This is a genomic window from Cupriavidus phytorum (assembly GCF_003254285.1).
Taxonomy (GTDB): Bacteria; Pseudomonadota; Gammaproteobacteria; order Burkholderiales; family Burkholderiaceae; genus Cupriavidus; species Cupriavidus phytorum.
This window is the reverse complement of the sequence record NZ_QKZN01000007.1, coordinates 137815-155122: the sequence shown is the minus strand read 5'-3', so window position 1 is coordinate 155122 and position 17308 is coordinate 137815. Positions and strand designations below refer to the sequence as shown.

Annotated in this window: 13 protein-coding genes; 8 read left to right on the top strand and 5 right to left on the bottom strand. The window is 68.8% G+C overall.

What is annotated here, in order from left to right; translation table 11 throughout:
• Positions 1-5: 5 nt before the first annotated feature.
• Positions 6-680, bottom strand: coding sequence for an SOS response-associated peptidase (locus tag C7416_RS18910; RefSeq protein WP_111520347.1), 675 nt, complete (start codon positions 678-680; stop codon positions 6-8).
• A 233-nt stretch (positions 681-913) separates the two neighbouring features.
• Between C7416_RS18910 and C7416_RS18905 the strand changes: the two genes are divergently transcribed.
• Together C7416_RS18905 and C7416_RS18900 are read left to right on the top strand one after the other, a co-directional pair.
• A complete protein-coding gene (locus C7416_RS18905; RefSeq protein WP_111520346.1) occupies positions 914-2578 on the top strand; it encodes an AMP-binding protein in 1665 nt (554 codons plus the stop codon).
• 178 nt (positions 2579-2756) lie between these two features.
• Positions 2757-3488 (top strand): BON domain-containing protein, encoded by a 732-nt coding sequence (locus C7416_RS18900; RefSeq protein ID WP_111520345.1) that lies wholly within the window; start codon positions 2757-2759, stop codon positions 3486-3488.
• An 18-nt stretch (positions 3489-3506) separates the two neighbouring features.
• Here the strand turns inward: C7416_RS18900 and C7416_RS18895 are convergent, their stop codons facing one another.
• On the bottom strand, positions 3507-4610 hold the full coding sequence (locus C7416_RS18895) for a GlxA family transcriptional regulator (RefSeq protein WP_111520344.1): 1104 nt from the start codon (positions 4608-4610) through the stop codon (positions 3507-3509).
• 182 nt (positions 4611-4792) lie between these two features.
• On the opposite strand from C7416_RS18895, the gene C7416_RS18890 reads away from it, so the two are divergent.
• Both C7416_RS18890 and C7416_RS18885 read left to right on the top strand, forming a co-directional pair.
• Complete coding sequence (locus tag C7416_RS18890; protein ID WP_111520343.1) at positions 4793-6052, top strand: M20/M25/M40 family metallo-hydrolase; 1260 nt, start codon at positions 4793-4795, stop codon at positions 6050-6052.
• A 125-nt stretch (positions 6053-6177) separates the two neighbouring features.
• On the top strand, positions 6178-6441 hold the full coding sequence (locus C7416_RS18885) for a hypothetical protein (RefSeq protein WP_092312685.1): 264 nt from the start codon (positions 6178-6180) through the stop codon (positions 6439-6441).
• Positions 6442-6453: 12 nt separating this feature from the next.
• On the opposite strand, the gene C7416_RS18880 is transcribed toward C7416_RS18885, so the two are convergent.
• Positions 6454-8031 carry a phospholipase D family protein gene (locus C7416_RS18880; protein ID WP_111520342.1) on the bottom strand — a complete coding sequence of 526 codons (1578 nt, stop codon included), beginning with the start codon at positions 8029-8031 and terminating at the stop codon, positions 6454-6456.
• Positions 8032-8453: 422 nt separating this feature from the next.
• Here C7416_RS18880 and C7416_RS18875 point away from each other — a divergent pair, with 422 nt between their 5' ends.
• The gene (locus C7416_RS18875) at positions 8454-9452 is read left to right on the top strand and encodes an isopenicillin N synthase family dioxygenase (protein ID WP_111520341.1); all 999 of its coding nucleotides are present in this window, start codon (positions 8454-8456) and stop codon (positions 9450-9452) included.
• A 62-nt stretch (positions 9453-9514) separates the two neighbouring features.
• Here the strand turns inward: C7416_RS18875 and C7416_RS18870 are convergent, their stop codons facing one another.
• Positions 9515-10087 (bottom strand): superoxide dismutase family protein, encoded by a 573-nt coding sequence (locus C7416_RS18870; RefSeq protein ID WP_111520340.1) that lies wholly within the window; start codon positions 10085-10087, stop codon positions 9515-9517.
• Between the two features lie 172 nt (positions 10088-10259).
• A complete protein-coding gene (locus tag C7416_RS18865; protein WP_092312674.1) occupies positions 10260-11195 on the bottom strand; it encodes a LysR family transcriptional regulator in 936 nt (311 codons plus the stop codon).
• 418 nt (positions 11196-11613) lie between these two features.
• On the opposite strand from C7416_RS18865, the gene C7416_RS18860 reads away from it, so the two are divergent.
• The 3 genes from C7416_RS18860 to C7416_RS18850 all read left to right on the top strand — a co-directional run bounded on the left by C7416_RS18860 (position 11614) and on the right by C7416_RS18850 (position 17297).
• Positions 11614-12522 carry an alpha/beta hydrolase gene (locus C7416_RS18860; RefSeq protein WP_026164391.1) on the top strand — a complete coding sequence of 303 codons (909 nt, stop codon included), beginning with the start codon at positions 11614-11616 and terminating at the stop codon, positions 12520-12522.
• A gap of 244 nt (positions 12523-12766) precedes the next feature.
• The gene (locus tag C7416_RS18855; protein WP_111520339.1) at positions 12767-14008 is read left to right on the top strand and encodes an efflux RND transporter periplasmic adaptor subunit; all 1242 of its coding nucleotides are present in this window, start codon (positions 12767-12769) and stop codon (positions 14006-14008) included.
• Between the two features lie 100 nt (positions 14009-14108).
• Positions 14109-17297, top strand: coding sequence for an efflux RND transporter permease subunit (locus C7416_RS18850; RefSeq protein WP_111520338.1), 3189 nt, complete (start codon positions 14109-14111; stop codon positions 17295-17297).
• The last annotated feature ends 11 nt before the right edge of the window (positions 17298-17308 follow it).

The following is a 17308-nucleotide window of genomic DNA, read 5'->3' as shown; positions in this document are numbered from 1 at the left end:
TCGCGCTAATCCGCGTCGGGAACAGGCGCTCCATGCACTTTGGGCGCGGGCTCGGCCTGCAGGGCATCGGCCGGCAACAGCTTCAGGAAGGTGCGCGCGATCTCGGGTTCCCGGCACGCCAGCCAGTCGTCCCACTGTGCGCGCGGCACGATGACCACCGCGCGCTTCTCGTCGCCCGGCTTGTGGAAGCGCTGCAGCAGCGGGTGCTGCGCCGAGTCGACGGTCAGCATGGTGAAGGACAGCGCCTGGTCCGGCCAGCCGCGCCACAGCCCGGCAATGCCGAAGGCCGGCTCGCCGGGCAGCCACACGCGCCAGCGCACCGGCTTGCCCGGCGCGGCACCGTCCGCGACATTTTCGGGGTACGCAAACTCATAGAACGCCGTGGCCGGTATCAGGCAGAGCTGGCCCTGGCGCCAGTAGCGCGCAAAGGCGGGCCGCTCGCCCACGGTTTCGCTGCGGGCATTGGTGGTGTCGTAACGCCGTGCGCCCGGTGGAATGCGCGCGCGCGGCACCATGCCGAACGCGGCCAGGTCGGCGCTGCGTGCACCGCCGTCATCGGCGCGCACGATCGGCGCCGCATAGTCGGGGTAGGTCTCGGCCTTGTACACGCCCGCGGGTGGCTCCACGCCGAAGATCTCCCGCAGGATGCGGCGCTGGACCGGGGCATAGTTGGTGCACATGCGCTGTCTCCCGAAGGTGATGCCCGTATCGTGTGGGGCCGGCGGCGCCGCGTCAAGCGCGCTTCGGCGCCCCGTGGATCCGCACGGCAGGGATGGCAAAAACCGTCAGCCGCGCTGGCGGAATCGGTTATTGCCGGATCGGCGGGCCGTAGCGCACACTCTTGCGGCAGCCGTGGCGCGGCCAACGCGCACGGCCACCTACTACAAGGCACAAGCCGGATCCAGGAGACCCCATGCGCGACTACGCCCAAGCTTTCGACGGATTTTCCTATGACGACGCCGTGGCCCGGCAACTGCACGGCAGCCTGGCGGCAATGAACGCCTGCGTCGAATGCTGCGACCGGCACGCACAGCCCGGCCGCATTGCGCTGAACTGGGAAGGGCGCAACGGGGACGCGCGCAGTTGGACCTTCGCCGAGTTGCAGGCGCTGTCGGCACAGTTCGCGGGCTTCCTCAAGGCACAGGGCGTGCAGCCGGGCGACCGCGTCGCGGGCCTGCTGCCGCGCAACGCCGAGTTGCTGGTGACGATCCTCGGCACGTGGCGCGCGGGGGCCGTCTACCAGCCGCTGTTTACCGCCTTCGGGCCCAAGGCCATCGAGCATCGCCTCAATGCGTCGGGCGCGAAGGTGGTGGTCACAGACACCACCAACCGGCCCAAGCTGGACGACGTGGCGGGCTGTCCCGCCATCGTCACGGTGACCGGCACCCAGGGGAGCGCGGAGCAACACGCTTTGAGCGCGGGCGATTTCAGTTTCTGGGCCGAACTGGCACGCCAGCCGGCATCGTTCGCGCCGGTGATGCGGCGCGGCGACGACCCCTTCCTGATGATGTTCACCTCCGGCACCACCGGCCCGGCCAAGCCGCTGCTGGTGCCGCTCAAGGCCATTGCGGCGTTTGCCGGCTATATGCGCGACGCGGTCGACCTGCGCGACGACGACGCGTTCTGGAACCTGGCCGACCCGGGCTGGGCCTACGGCCTGTACTACGCCGTCACTGGCCCGCTGTCGCTGGGCCATGCCACCACGTTCTTCGACGGCCCTTTCACCGTCGACAGCACCTGCCGCGTGATCCGCAAATACGGCATCACCAACCTGGCCGGCTCCCCCACGGCCTACCGGCTGCTGATCGCGGCGGGCGAGGCCGTGTCGGGCCCGCTGCGCGGGCAGCTGCGCGCCGTCAGCAGCGCCGGCGAGCCGCTCAACCCGGAAGTGATCCGCTGGTTCGCCAGCGAACTGGGCGTCACCATCCATGACCACTATGGCCAGACCGAGCTGGGCATGGTGCTGTGCAACCACCATGCCCTGGCCCACCCGGTGCGCATGGGCGCGGCCGGCTTTGCCAGCCCCGGGCATCGCGTGGTGGTGGTCGACGACGCGCTGCGCGAACTGTCGCCCGGCCAGCCGGGCACGCTGGCGCTGGACCTGAAGCGCTCGCCGATGTGCTGGTTCGGCGGCTACCACGGCACGCCCACCAGCGCCTTTGCCGGAGATTACTACCTGACCGGCGATTCCGCCGAGCTCAACGACGACGGCAGCATCAGCTTTATCGGCCGCGCCGACGACGTGATCACCACCTCCGGCTACCGGGTGGGGCCGTTCGACGTGGAAAGCGCGCTGATCGAGCACCCGGCGGTGGTCGAGGCCGCGGTGATCGGCAAGCCGGATCCGGAGCGCACGGAGCTGATCAAGGCCTTCGTGGTGCTGGACTCGCAGCACCCGGCCTCGCCCGAACTGGCCGAGACCCTGCGCCTGCACGTGCGCCAGCGCCTGGCCGCCCATGCCTACCCGCGCGAGATCGAGTTCGTCGCCGAACTGCCCAAGACCCCCAGCGGCAAGGTCCAGCGCTTTATCCTGCGCAACCAGGAAGTCGCCCGCGCGCGCGAGGCGGCGGGCGCCTGAGCCCCTGCCGGCACGGATGGGCCAGCCGGTGGCGGCCGGGCCCGCGGCGGACCGCTTCCTATAATGAGGAAGCGGTTGCCGGGGTCCCGGGGGTGAAGGAGGCCGCGGCGCCGCTCCCGCGCGCCTGCAGGCAGGGGCGCGCATCCCTCATCTCCATACCAACCGGCGAGGCGACAACATGCAGAGTAGCGAAGCGGTGCTGACGCAGGCGCGCGCAGCCCTGGCCCATGTGCCCTATCAGGGCCATGTCCTCCATCCCACCATCCAGCTGCGGCTCTCGGACGGGGCGCTGATCCTCGAGGGCGAGGTGGCAGATATCGTCGACAAGACCCGGGCCGCGGCGACGCTGCGGCGCGTGGACGGCGTCACCAGCGTGATTGACCACCTGCGCGTGGCCAACGGCGGCGCGCCGGTCGGCGACGGCGAACTGCGCGACGCGGTGTGCGAGCGCCTGCTCAATGCCGTCGAGTTCCACGATTGCAAGATCTGCGCGCGCATCAAGGGCAAGCCGGAGGCCATGCGCGAACCGGTGAACGAACGCAACGGCTGGATCGAGGTCGCGGTGCAGGACGGCGTGGTGACGCTGTGGGGGCAGGTGATCAGCCTGTCGCACATGCGCCTGGCCGGCGTGCTGGCGTGGTGGTCGCGCGGCTGCCGCTGCGTGGTCAACGAACTGGTGGTGGCGCCCGCCGAGACCGACCGCGACGATGAGATCACCGAGGCGCTGATGCTGGTGCTCGAGACCGATCCCTTCGTCGATGCCGCCCAGGTCAGCGCGCATACCCAGGACCGCGTGGTCACGCTCGAGGGCTGCGTCAACAACGAGCGCACGCGCCGCCAGGCCGAGCGCGATGCGTGGTACGTGCAGGGCGTGGAGGACGTGGTCAACCACATCTCGCTGCGCCCCTGAGCGCGGGCACGGCACCGGCTAGCGGTGCGCGCCGTGCTGCGCGGCGCGCTTTGCAGCGGTATCTTCCATGCGCCAGTAGCGCCGCCGCGCCCGCAGCGCAAAGCGGGCGCGGTAATCCGACATCGACATGCCGGTGGCGCGCTGGAACAGCCGGCGGAACGCCGCGGCGTCGCTGTAGCCGCAGGCCTCGGCAATGGCATGGGTGCCGTGCAGCGTGACCTCGAGCAGCATGCGGGCACGCTCCACGCGCAGCGTATGCAGGTAGTCGAGCGGGGTCATGCCGGTGACCTGGCCGAAATGCCGCAGCAGGGTGCGTTCGCTGACCGCCGCCGCCTGCGCCACCGCGGCCAGCCGGTAGGGCTCGGACACATGGTCGCGCAGCCATTGGATGGCGCGGTAGACCGGGCTGTCGGCGGTGCGGCCGAGCCAGCGTTGCGACACCAGCGCCGGCACGCTGCGCTGGCGCTCGGGCTGGAACAGCATCAGCCGCGACGCCGCCTGCGCCAGGTCAGGGTCGTGCAGGTGGCCCAGCACGCGCAGCATGAATTCCACTTGCAGCGCGGGCGCCACGCACGAAAACACCTGGCCGTGCACGCTCATGGCCGCGTCGCTGGTCAGATCGCAATGCGGGTACTGGCGCGCCATCCAGCTCTGGAACATCCACGGTGCCCCCACGCTGGCGCCATCGAGCAGGCCCAACTGCAGCGGCAGCACCATCCCGGACGCGCACGCGGCGATCCAGCCGCCGGCGCGCGCATGGCGCTCCACCAGGCGCAGCGCCGAGGCGTCGCGCAGCACCAGCTCTCCCAACTGCGGCGCATTGCTGGCCAGCAGCGCGGGAATCACCAGCAGCGTGCGGCTGCCCGGTACCCGTGCGCGCCGCGTCGACGATACCAGTCCCGGCAGCTCGGTGGCCAGCGTGCGGCCGTTGGCGCGGCACAGCTGCCAGCTCAGCGTCGGCGCCGCGCCGGGGCGCTGCAGGCTGGCCACGCCGGCCACCGTGCGCAGCACGTCGAGCGTGGTGAACAGGCTGCCGGGCATGGCTTGTGGCAGCCACAGCAGCCGCACGTGCAGCGGGACGTTCTGTGATGAGGGCGCGATGGGGGCGGTGGCGGCTGGCATGCCTTGAGGCGTTCGAATGGTTGAAGATAGGCCGGATGCCGAACGCCGTGGCGGGATCGGCATCCGGATTGGCGATATTGAACCTCCCCATAGTGACTGGCAAGGACTAGCATCGTGCCGTTGTGCCGCGGCGAACGGCCATGATCGCGGCACCCCCAACAAGACCACACCGAGGAGATTCCATGCCGTTTTCCGTTCGCCACGTTGCCCTTGCCGCTGCCCTGACGCTTGCCGGGGCCGGCATGCCGGCCGTTGCCGCCCAGCCCGATGCCGCGCTGCTGTCCGCGGCGCAGGCCGCACAGCCCAGGGTCGTGCAGTCGCTCAAGGAGATGGTGTCGATCGAATCCGGCAGCGCCAATGCCAAGGGGCTGGCGCAGATGGCCAGCTATACCGAGAAGCGCCTGCAGGCGCTGGGCGCGAAGGTCGAGCGGCTGCCCGTGACCAAGGGCCCGGGCACCATGGTCAAGGCCACCTTCACCGGCACCGGCAAGCGTCGCGTCATGCTGATAGCCCACCTCGACACCGTGTACCCCGACAACACGCTGGCCACGCAGCCGATCCGCGAGGAAGGCAACCGGCTCTATGGCCCCGGCATCGCCGACGACAAGGGCGGCATCGCCGTGATCCTGCATTCGCTCGAGATCCTGAAGCAGCAGGGCTGGCGCGATTACGCGCAGATCACGGTGCTGTTCAACCCGGACGAGGAGGTCGGTTCGGTCGGTTCGGCCGAAACCATTGCCACGCTGGCGGCGCAGCATGACGTGGTGCTGTCGTGCGAGCCCACCGCGGCCAAGGACGTGGTCAAGGCCGAGGCGCTGCTGCTGGGCGCTTCCGGCACCGCCACCGCCACCATGCAGGTCAAGGGCCGTGCCTCCCACGCCGGCGCCGCACCCGAGCGCGGCCGCAACGCGCTGCTGGAGCTGGCGCACCAGCTGCAGCAGACGCGTGACGCGGCCAGCCTGGTGCCGGGCTCGCAACTGAACTGGACCCAGGCCCAGGCCGGCACGGTGCGCAACCAGATCCCGGAAAGCGCCGTGGCCTACGGCGACGTGCGTACCACGGCCGCCGGTGCCGCCGAGAAGCTGAAGGTGGCGCTGCAGGACAAGGTCAAGACCAGCCAGCTGGTGCCGGACACGCACACCACGGTGACGATGGAAGAGGGCCGTCCGCCGTTCGTGGCCGATGCGCGCGGCCGCGCGCTCGCCAAGCGCGCGCAGGAAATCTACGCCGAACTGGATGGCCGCACGCTGGCGCTGGCCGAAGGCACCGGCGGCGCCACCGACGCCAGCTACGCCGCCCGCTCGGGCAAGCCCGCGGTGGTCGAGAGCTTCGGCCTCGCGGGCTTCGGCTACCACGCACGCGACGAGTACATCGAACTGGATTCGATCGTGCCGCGCCTGTACCTGATGACGCGGATCCTGCAGGATATCGGGCGCAACTGAGCCGCCGTAACCGAGCCCGCCCCCGGACTTTCCCCCATCCCGGCAAAGGCCAGCAGCAGGCCTGCTACAGTGTCATGGCCGCCATGCAGGCGGCCATGACAAAAGAGCTTCCGGGGAGACAGCAGATGAATCGCAAAGGCCTGGTCGACGCCGCCATGGCGCTGGAAGACCTGGCGGCCGGCAACACGCCCGCGCCAGCCCAGGTGGCGGCGGGGGCCGCCGCTCTGGAGAAGATCCACGCCGATTTCCCGGCCTGGCGCGACGTAGGCGACGCGTTGTTCGGACTGAAGGCGCTGGCCGGCGGCAGCGGCATGGGTCTTGACGCGAAGGGGCGCCAGCGCGCCGGCCGGCTGGCCGACGTGGTGCGCAGCCTGATCGACCAGATTTGAACGCCCGCGTTCCTACAGCATCGACTCGATCGGCAGGATCGACAGGAACCAGATGCCGAGACGGCGCCACCAGCTGGTGTTCGGCTCGGTATCGTGGCGGATCACTTCGTCGCCGCGCCGTTCCAGCCAGTAGAGCTGGCCGGTCTCGTCCAGCTTGACCTGGTAGGCCGCTTGTGGAACCACGCTGGCGAAGGAGGATTCGATCCGGCCCGCCAGCGCGGGGCTGTCGATGACAAAGCCGAGTTCGGTGTTGAGCATGGCCGAACGCGGATCGAAATTAAACGAGCCCACGAAGACCCGGGTGCCATCGACCGCGAAGGTCTTGGCGTGCAGGCTGGAACCCGAACTGCCGAAGGGGCCGGCGCGCTCCTCCTTCTTGCGCGGCGCGGCCGCGCGCCGCAGTTCGTACAGGTCCACGCCGGCCTCGAGCAGGGCCTTGCGCCGCTTGGCATAGCCGGAATGCACGGCGGCCACGTCGGTGGCCTCCAGGGCATTGGTCAGCACGCGTACCGTAACGCCGCGCCCGGCCATGTCGGTGAAAAAAGAGGTGCCGCCGGTCGAGGGCACGAAGTAGGGCGAGACCAGGTCGAGCTCGCGCTGCGGCTCGCCCAGGATTTCGCGCAGCTGGTGCGCTACCAGCGTGCTGCGCGAGGCTTCGCCCAGCGCCTTGGCGGGGTTGTCGCTGACCATGCGCGTGCTTGCCCACTGGAACTCCAGCGTACCGTCCAGCATGCGCTGCACGTCGGGCAGTTCGCGCACCGCGGCCAGGTAGGCCGCCGCGGCCGGGTTGCGCTCGACTTCGCGCGCGTGCCCGACCAGCGCCTGCAGCTGTTCCACGCTGACCGGCGGCAGCAGCCGGTCCACCGGGTAGGCCGAGGCGCTGGACCAGTAGCGGTCGAAATCCTGCGCCACGTCGCCGGCCGCGGGGCCGACGGCGATCACGTCGAGGTCGGCGAACAGCACGCCGTCGGTCGCGCCGAAGTATTCGTCGCCGACATTGCGCCCGCCGATGATGGTGGCGACGCCATCGGCGGTGAACGACTTGTTGTGCATGCGCCGGTTCAGGCGCCGGAAATCGGTCAGGAAATTGAGCGCCTTGGGGTGGCGGATCACGAACGGGTTGAAGATGCGCACTTCGACCTGCGGGTGCGCGTCCATTGCCGCCAGCAGTTCGTCCATGCCGGCAATGCCGTTGTCGTCGAGCAGCAGGCGCACGCGCACGCCGCGATCGGCGGCCTGATGCAGGGCCTCGAGCAGCAGCGTGCCGGTCAGGTCGTCGCGCCAGATGTAGTACTGCACGTCGAGCGTGCGCTGCGCGGTGCGGGCCAGATGCACCCGCGCGGCAAAGGCGGCGTAGGCGTTCGGCAACGGATGGATGCCGCTCAGCCCCGGGTGCCGCGCGACTTCGCCGGCCAGCGCCTGGCCCAGCGGCGTGGCCTGGGCTTCGGCCGGCGTCAGCGCAGAGGATTCGGTGCGGGGATTCAGCGGCGGCAGCGCGCAGCCGCCGAGCAGGGCGGCGCAGCACAGCATCAGCGAACTGGCGCGCAGGCGGCGGTGGGGGGCGAATGCGGCGTCGGTCGGCAATGGCATTGGGCGTCGGGACGGCCCCGTTGCGGGGCGCCGTGGTTGCGGCAATGGCGCCATGTTGCCATGCCGCGCCGCGGGCGTCGCGGTTCGGGCAGGCGCAAAGCGGCCGCGCCATGCACCAGGCTGGCCCTGGCGTGCGCCATGGCGAAGCACCGCAGGGCAAAAAGGCCGTCGCGTCGTGGGCTACAGCGCTGGCCCGGAACCTGCATAAGCGATGGCAAGAGTAGAAGCGTTCACCAGCCGCGTGCCAGATCGATGCGCACGCGGGCTGGCCGGGAATTGCTCTTGAAGTCCGTGCCCCGCGCCGTTGCGCAGGCTGGCACCGTCGACCTCAGGAGCGCGCGGTCCCGGCGCGCAATGTCGTTGGCGGCCAGGCCTGGGCCGGCGCGGGGCAAGTCCCTGACCCGCTTGCCACGAGGAATGCCATGACCCAGCCAGACCAGGCCTGCCCCCTGGACGAACTCCGCCGCGAAACGCGCATGGGCGCGTTCGGCTCCGAAACCCGCCGGCGCGAGATCCGCCGTATCGACCTGTCCGACTACGCGCGGCGCAAGCCGCAGATTGCCGACGCGCTGTGGCAGGCGTCGGTCGACGTCGGCTTCTTCCAGCTTGCCAACCACGGCATCGACCTTGCCGGCGTGCGCCATGCCTTTGCCATGACCGAGCGCTTCTTTGCGCTGCCCGATGAAGTGAAGGCGCAATACCCGCTGCAGAAGGCCAACAACGCAGGCTGGGAAAGCCGCGCGCAGGTCCGGCCTTCCACCGGCACGCCGGACCAGAAGGAGTCTTACCAGATCACGCGCCAGCACATGGATGGCCTGTGGCCGGGCGAGGACGAACTGGCAGGCTTCCGCGACACCATGCTTGCCTTCGAGGCGCAATGCTGGGAAGTCGGCATGAAGGTGCTGTCATGCTTTGCCGACAAGCTCGGCTTTGCCAGCGACTTTTTCACGCGGGCGCACGATCCGCGCGCGCCGGACTACCAGAGCACGCTGCGGCTGCTGCACTACTACGCGATCCCGCCCGAGCTGCGCAACGGGCTGGGGCTGTGGCGCGCCGGCGCGCATACGGATTTCGACTGCCTGACGCTGCTGTTCCAGCGCCCCGGCCAGGGCGGCCTGCAGGTGTGCCCGGGCAAGGAGATGGCGGCGCAGGCATGGACCCCGATCGAGCCGGACGAAACCGTCATCACTTGCAATATCGGCGACATGCTGATGCGCTGGAGCGATGACCGATTGCCGTCGAATTTCCATCGCGTCCGCAATCCCGCGCCGGGCGAATACATGGGGCCGCGCTACAGCATGGCGTTCTTCTGCCAGGCCAACCGCGGCGCGACCATCGCAGGGCCGGGCGGCAAGTACCCGCCGATCAGCGCAGGGGATTACCTGCGCCAGCGGGTCAATGCGAACTTCAAGGGGTATTGAGAGGGGCGCGGCAGCGCGGCGAGCCGGACCTGCGTGGTCCAGGCCCGCCGCCCGCGCTGCGCTCAGGACGCCGCCACCACGCCGCAGGCAATGCGGCCGCCGGCATTGCCGGTGGGCTGCGTCTTGTAGTCGTCCGGATCCTTGTGCACCACCACCGCGCGGCCGATCACGCTGTTGGCGCCGGTGCCCACCGACAGCGACGGCAGCAGCATGCTGACGCGCACGTTGCCACTGGCGTCAGCGGTGACGTTGTTCATGTCGCCGGCATGGTGGTCCGGCATGGTCATCTGCCCGTGGGGCTTGCCGGTCGGGTTGAAATGCCCGCCCGCGCTCATCGCGTCAGGCGCGGAGCAGTCGCCCTTCTCGTGGACGTGGAAGCCATGGACCGAATTGGGCGGCAGGCCGGTAATCGAGGCGGTCATCATCACGCCGCCGGGCTGCTGCTGGAAGGTGACGGTGCCCGCGGTGTTGGAGCCGCTCTTGGGCTGCAGCGTGGCCGACGCGCGCGCGCCGCTGGTGGCGCCGGTGGCGGACGGCTGGGCCGCGGACGACGAAGACATGCCGGAGCCGGCGCAGCCGGCCAGTGCCAGGGTTGCGGCGATGCACGCCGCCAGGGGGAGAAGCACTTGTTTCATCGGAATCCTCTTCTTGTCGTGATTTCGGAAGAAACAGTATAGGTCGGCGGCCGCTGAACCGATTTCCGGTTTTGTCCTACATGACGCCTGGCACACGCGCCGCTGGCGGATCGCGCCAGCGCAGCTTGGTCGCACAGGTCCGCCACGCGGCTCCGCCACGCAGCTCCGCCATTCAAGCCGCCACGGGCAGCGGCTGCTGTGCCGCACCAAAGTGCGGATGGCGCGAGAACAGCTCCGCAGCCCAGTTCACGAACACCCGCACCTTGGCCGACAGGTGCCGGTTCTGCGGGTACATCGCCGAAATCGGCAGTTCATCGGTCTGCCAGTCGGCCAGGATTTCCACCAGCCTGCCACTGGCCACATAGGGCTCGGCCATCGCGCGCGAGATGCGGGCGATGCCATGGCCTTCCAGCGCGCAGCCAAGGTAGACATCGGCGTCGTTGGTGGAAATGGCGGAGGGCAGCAGCACCTCGCCGCGCTCGGTGCCGCGCGCCAGCGGCCACGGCATTTCCCGGCCGGTGCGGTTGGACAGGAAGTTGACCGCCTTGTGCTGCGCCAGCTCGGCCAGGTCGCGCGGCGTACCGCTGCGCTTCAGGTAGATTGGCGAGGCGTAGAACGCCAGTTGCACATGGCCGATGCGGCGGGCCACCATGGCTTCGTCCAGCGGAATGCCGACGCGCAGCACCACGTCGACACCTTCCTGCAGCAGGTCGATCGGCTTGCCGTTGATGGTCAGCTCCAGCTTCAGGTCCGGATAGGCCTGGAAGAATTCATGCAGGTGCGGCACCAGCACCAGTTGCGCCAGCCCGGCGGTGGTGTCGACCGACAGCGTGCCGCGCGGCGAATTGTTCTGGCGCGTCAGCGACTGCTCGGCCTCCTCGACATCGGCCAGGATGCGCACGCAACGCTCGTAGTACGCGGCGCCGTCGTTGGTCACGCTGATGCGCCGCGTGGTCCGGTGCAGCAGCTTCACGCCGAGGTGGGTCTCCAGGTTCTGGATCAGGCGGGTCAGCGTGGCCTTGGGCAGGTCCATCGATTCGGCGGCACGCGCAAAGCTGCCGACGTCGACGACCCGGGTGAATGCCTGCATTGATACGAGACGGTCCATGATGAGGTTCCGACGATAGATCCGAACGGCGTGCCGCCCGCGCTCGTGGCGCACGCGGCCTGTCTTGTTGTTGTGATGGGGAGTCTGCCGGCTGCTGGCACTTGTTGCGCGCTGGCTGGGCGCGATGCCGGCCTGAATTCAGTCAGGCGTCCGGCGCCGCGGGGAGCTTACCCACGGGCCGGGCGCGCAACGGCCTGGCCAACCGCCGCGCGTGCCGAGAGCGGGAGTGAATCACAAAATCCAAGACCTTGTCATGCGTGGGGATTTCGTTTTGCAGACGGATGACAGGCCGGTTTGCGATTATTCCAATCCCGGAACAGTGCATTGGCGATCTCTCGCTTTATCCCATCCTCGTCAATCACCATAATCCGTTGCATCGCAACACTCAAGCGCATTGTCCATGCCGTGCGCCGACGCCATGTCACAGAAGCCAGGCCAACGCTCCGCAGCCGCCAGCGCCGCCACTGCCCCCGCGGCAGCCGGGCCGGGACAGGCGCGCGTGGCCGAGCACACGGTGACCAGCGACGGCCGCGAGATCCTGGTGCGGGTGTGCTATCCGCCGGGCTACCCGGCACCGGGTATCGACAGCGCCGCGCTGCTGCCGTGGCTGGTGTACCTGCACGCCGGCGGCTTCGTCGACGGCGGCCTGGAACACGCCTGCCACCTGGTGCAGGACCTGGCCACGACGGTGCCCGCAGTGGTGGTTACGCCGGCGTATTCGCTGGCGCCCGACCACCCGTTCCCGGCGGCGCCCGAGGATGCGCACAGCACGGTGCAATGGGTATTGCGCAATGCCCGGCGCCTGAAGGTCGACAAGACCCGCTTTGCGCTGGTGGGCGAGGAAGCCGGCGGCAACCTGGCGATCGCGCTGGCGCAGATGCTGCGCGACCGCGGCACCGCCCAACCGCGCGGTCAGTGGCTGATCCGCCCGGTGACCGACCCGTGCCTGCAGCATGCCTCCTGCGCGGGTTTTGGCGGCGGCACGGTGCCGATGGAAACGCTGCGCCGGCTGGCCGACAACTATCGCGACTACCTGCCGACGCCGGCCGATACGGTGCATCCGTATGCCGCGCCGGCGCTGGCCTCGCGCCTGGCCGGGCTGCCGCCCACGCTGGTGCAGGTGGCCGAACACGACGCGCTGCGTGCCGAAGGCGAAGCCTTCGCCGGGCGCCTGGGCAAGGCCGGTGTGCCGGCCCAAGCCATGATCATGCCCGGCGCCTGCGGCGACGGCGTGGAAGAGGCCCATGACAGTTGTCAGGCATGGGTCGACGAAGGGGCGCGGTTCCTGCGGCGATGTCTGGCCGTGGCCGACGCTACCTCACCTTGACTGAACGCTGCGCTGGCGCCAATGCCAGCCGGCCTGGAGCCAAGCCCGCCGGCTGAGCCGCTCCAGACAACCGCCAGCCGGCTCTGTTTCGGCCAGAGCCAGGACCGCAGCGCGCTGTGATGCGCGCGGTCCCAAGTCCGACCATCAGTTTGACCATGGTTCCGATCCGCCCGCGCGGACCGGCAGGCGGCGTTCGGCCATTTGCTTTTCCGGTTGAAGAAAACCCGATCCAGGAGTTTGAGAAATGCAGCAGCAGAAGCGACGTACCCTGATTGCCCTCGCCATCGTCGTGGTGCTCGGTGCCGGCGTGGCCGGTTCGATCCTGCGCCCTTGGCACAGCGGCGAAGCGCACGCCAACACGCCGCCGCCGGCGCCGGCCATCGAGGTGGCCGCGGTGGTCGGGCAGACCATCACCGAGTGGGATGAATTCTCCGGCCGCCTGGAAGCGGTGGACCGGGTGGAAATCCGCCCGCGTGTCGGCGGCACCATCGATGCCGTGCACTTCCGCGAAGGCGCGCTGGTGAAGAAGGGCGATCCGCTCTTCACCATCGACCCGCGGCCTTATGCCGCGGAGGTGGCACGCGCCGAGGCCGCGCTGGCCGCCGCGCAGGTGCGCGCGGCCCACGCCAAGAGCGAGGGCGAACGCGCTCAGCGCCTGTTGGACGACAACGCGATCTCGCGGCGCGAGTTCGACGAGCGCATCCATGCCGCGCGTGAAACCGGCGCCAACGTGCGCGCCGCGCAGGCACAGCTGGAAACCGCGCGCCTGAACCTGGCCTACACCCGCATCACCGCGCCGGTGTCCGGCCGCGTGTCGCGCGCCGAGATCACGGTGGGCAACCTGGTGGCGCCCGGCGTGGCGACGCCGCCGCTGACCACGGTGGTGTCGGTGTCGCCGATCTACGCGAGCTTCGAGATCGACGAGCAGAGCTACCTGCGCTACACCGCTCCTGGCGCCGGCGGCGGACAGGCCAACCTGCCGGTCTTCCTGGGCCTGGCAAACGAAGACGGCCATCCGCATCAAGGCAAGATCCAGTCGGTCGACAACCGGCTCGATACGCGCAGCGGCACCATCCGCGTGCGCGCGGTGTTCGGCAACGACGACGGTCGCCTGCTGCCGGGCCTGTACGCCAAGGTCAAGATGGGGGGCGGCGCGCCGCATGCGGCGGTGCTGGTCAACGACCGGGCGGTCGGCACCGACCAGGGCAAGAAGTTCGTGCTGGTGGTCGACAAGGCCAACAAGCTGGTCTACCGCGAAGTCGAGCTCGGGCCTAACTATGAAGGCCTGCGCGTGATCCGCAAGGGCCTGAAGCCGGGCGAGAACATCGTCGTCAATGGCCTGCAGCGCGTGCGTCCGGGCGACACGGTGCAGCCCAAGACGGTGGCCATGGCCTACCGCAGCGAACTGGAACCGCGCCCGGCAGCGCCTGACCGCAAGCAGGCCGCGAGCGAGAAGGTCGACGCGGACGCGAAGCCGGTGAGTTGAGCCCGCACACCCAGCGCCCCTAGTTTTGCATCGTCCCCAGGCTATTGATGGTGCCCGCCACGAGCGGGCCGCCAGGGGAGCGCTTTTAGCAGAGACCAACATGAATCTCTCAAAATTCTTTATCGACCGCCCCATCTTCGCGGGGGTGCTGTCGGTGCTGATCTTCCTGATCGGCGCCATCTCGATGTTCAAGCTGCCGATCTCGGAGTACCCGGAAGTGGTGCCGCCGTCGGTGGTGGTGCGCGCGCAGTATCCGGGCGCCAACCCCAAGGTGATCGCCGAAACCGTGGCGTCGCCGCTGGAAGAGCAGATCAACGGCGTCGAGGACATGCTGTACATGTCTTCGCAGTCCAACAGCGACGGCCTGCTCACGCTGACCGTGACCTTCAAGCTGGGCACCGACCCGGACAAGGCACAGCAGCTGGTGCAGAACCGCGTCTCGCAAGCCGAGCCGCGGCTGCCGGAAGACGTGCGGCGGCTTGGCATCACCACGGTCAAGAGTTCGCCCGACCTGACCATGGTGGTCCACCTGGTCTCGCCCAACGACCGCTATGACATGACCTACCTGCGCAACTACGCGGTGATCAACGTCAAGGACCGGCTGGCGCGGCTGCAGGGCGTAGGCCAGGTGCAGCTGTTCGGCTCGGGCGACTACGCCATGCGTGTGTGGCTCAACCCGGAAAAGATGGCCGAGCGCCAGCTGGCCACCGGCGACGTGATCAAGGCCATCCGCGAGCAGAACGTGCAGGTGGCGGCCGGCGTGATCGGCCAGTCGCCGTCGCTGCCGGGCGCCGACCTGCAGCTGTCGGTCAATGCGCAGGGCCGCCTGAGCACGGTGGAAGAGTTCGGCGATATCGTCGTGCGCACCTCCGCCGACGGCGCCGTGACCTACCTGAAGGACGTCGCGCGCATTGAGCTGGGCGCGTCGGAATACGCATTGCGCTCGCTGCTCGACAACAAGCCGGCGGTGGCGATTCCGATCTTCCAGGCGCCGGGTTCCAACGCCATCCAGATCTCGGATGACGTGCGCAAGACCATGGAAGAGCTGAAGCAAAACTTCCCCGACGGCATCGACTACAGCATCGTCTATGACCCCACGCAGTTCGTGCGCCACTCGATCGAGGCGGTGACGCACACGCTGTTCGAGGCGATTGCGCTGGTGGTGCTGGTGGTGATCCTGTTCCTGCAGACCTGGCGCGCGTCGATCATCCCGCTGCTGGCGGTGCCGGTGTCGATCGTCGGTACCTTCGGGCTGATGCATCTGTTCGGCTTCTCGATCAATGCGCTGTCGCTGTTCGGGCTGGTGCTGGCGATCGGCATCGTGGTCGATGACGCGATCGTGGTGGTGGAGAACGTCGAGCGCAACATCGAGGAAGGGCTGACGCCGAAGGAGGCCACCTACAAGGCCATGCGCGAGGTCAGCGGCCCCATCATCGCCATCGCGCTGACGCTGATCGCCGTGTTCGTGCCGCTGGCCTTCATGACCGGCCTGACCGGGCAGTTCTACAAGCAGTTCGCGCTGACCATCTCGATCTCGACCATCATCTCCGCGTTCAACTCGCTGACGCTGTCGCCGGCGCTGTCGGCGCTGCTGCTCAAGAGCCACGACGCGCCCAAGGACTGGCTGTCGCGCTGGATGGACCGCGTCTTCGGCGGCTTCTTCAAGCGCTTCAACAAGTTCTTCGGCCGCAGCGCCGAGAGCTACGGCCGCGGCGTGAAGGGCGTGATCCGCCGCAAGGGTTCGGTGTTCGGCGTGTACGCGGTGATGCTGGCACTGACCTGGGGCGTGTTCCAGCTGGTGCCCAAGGGCTTCGTGCCGGCGCAGGACAAGCAGTACCTGGTCGGTTTTGCCAAGCTGCCTGACGGCGCCACGCTGGACCGCACCGAAGACGTGATCCGCAAGATGAGCGACATCGCGCTCAAGCATCCGGGCGTGGAATCGGCGGTGGCCTTCCCGGGCCTGTCGATCAACGGCTTCACCAACAGCCCGAGCGCCGGCATCGTGTTCGCCACGCTCAAGCCGTTCGAGGACCGCAAGAGCGCCGAGCTGGGTGGCGCGGCCATCGCGGCCGAGCTGAACCAGAAGTACGCGGCGATCCAGGACGCCTTCATCGCGGTGTTCCCGCCGCCGCCCGTGCAGGGCCTGGGCACCATCGGCGGCTTCAAGCTGATGATCGAGGACCGTGCCGCGCTGGGCTATGACGCGCTGTTCGAGGCCACCAACGCGTTCGCCAACAAGGCGCGCGCCACGCCCGAGCTGACCGGCATCTTCAGCAACTACCAGGTCAACGTGCCGCAGCTCGACGTCAGGCTGGACCGCGTCAAGGCCAAGCAGCTGGGCGTGCCGGTGACGGATGTGTTCGACACGCTGCAGACCTACCTGGGCTCGGCGTACGTCAATGACTTCAACAAGTTCGGCCGGACCTACCAGGTCAAGGTGCAGGCCGACGCGCCGTTCCGCGCCCATGCCGAGGACATCCTGCAGCTGAAGACGCGCAACGCGGCCGGCGACATGGTGCCGCTGTCGTCGCTGGTGCAGGTCAGGCAGGGTTTCGGTCCGGACAGCGTGGTGCGCTACAACGGCTTTACCGCCGCCGACATGAACGGCGGGCCCGCGCCCGGGTTCTCGTCGGGCCAGGCGCAGGCCGCCGCCGAGCGCATCGCCGCGGAAACGCTGCCCAAGGGCATCAAGTTCGAATGGACCGAGCTGACCTACCAGGACATCCTGGCCGGCAATGCCGGGATCTGGATCTTCCCGCTGTGCGTGCTGCTGGTGTTCCTGGTGCTGGCTGCTCAGTACGAGAGCCTGACGCTGCCGCTGGCGGTGATCCTGATCGTGCCGATGAGCCTGCTGGCGGCAATGACCGGGGTGTGGCTGACGCAGGGCGACAACAACATCTTCACGCAGATCGGTTTCATCGTGCTGGTGGGCTTGTCAGCGAAGAACGCGATCCTGATCGTCGAGTTTGCGCGCGAGCTGGAGCATCACGGCCGCACCGTGGTGCAGGCCGCGATCGAAGCCAGCCGCCTGCGCCTGCGCCCGATCCTGATGACGTCGTTCGCGTTCATCATGGGCGTAGTGCCGCTGGTGGTCTCCACCGGCGCCGGCGCCGAGATGCGCCATGCGATGGGCGTGGCGGTGTTCGCCGGCATGCTTGGCGTGACCTTCTTCGGGCTGTTCCTGACGCCGGTGTTCTACGTGGCGCTGCGGCTGCTGGCCACGCGTGGCCAGCGCCGCGCGGCGACGCAGGAGCAGGGCTCCGCCCGCCTGACCGCATCGGCTGAATAATGGTGATCAAC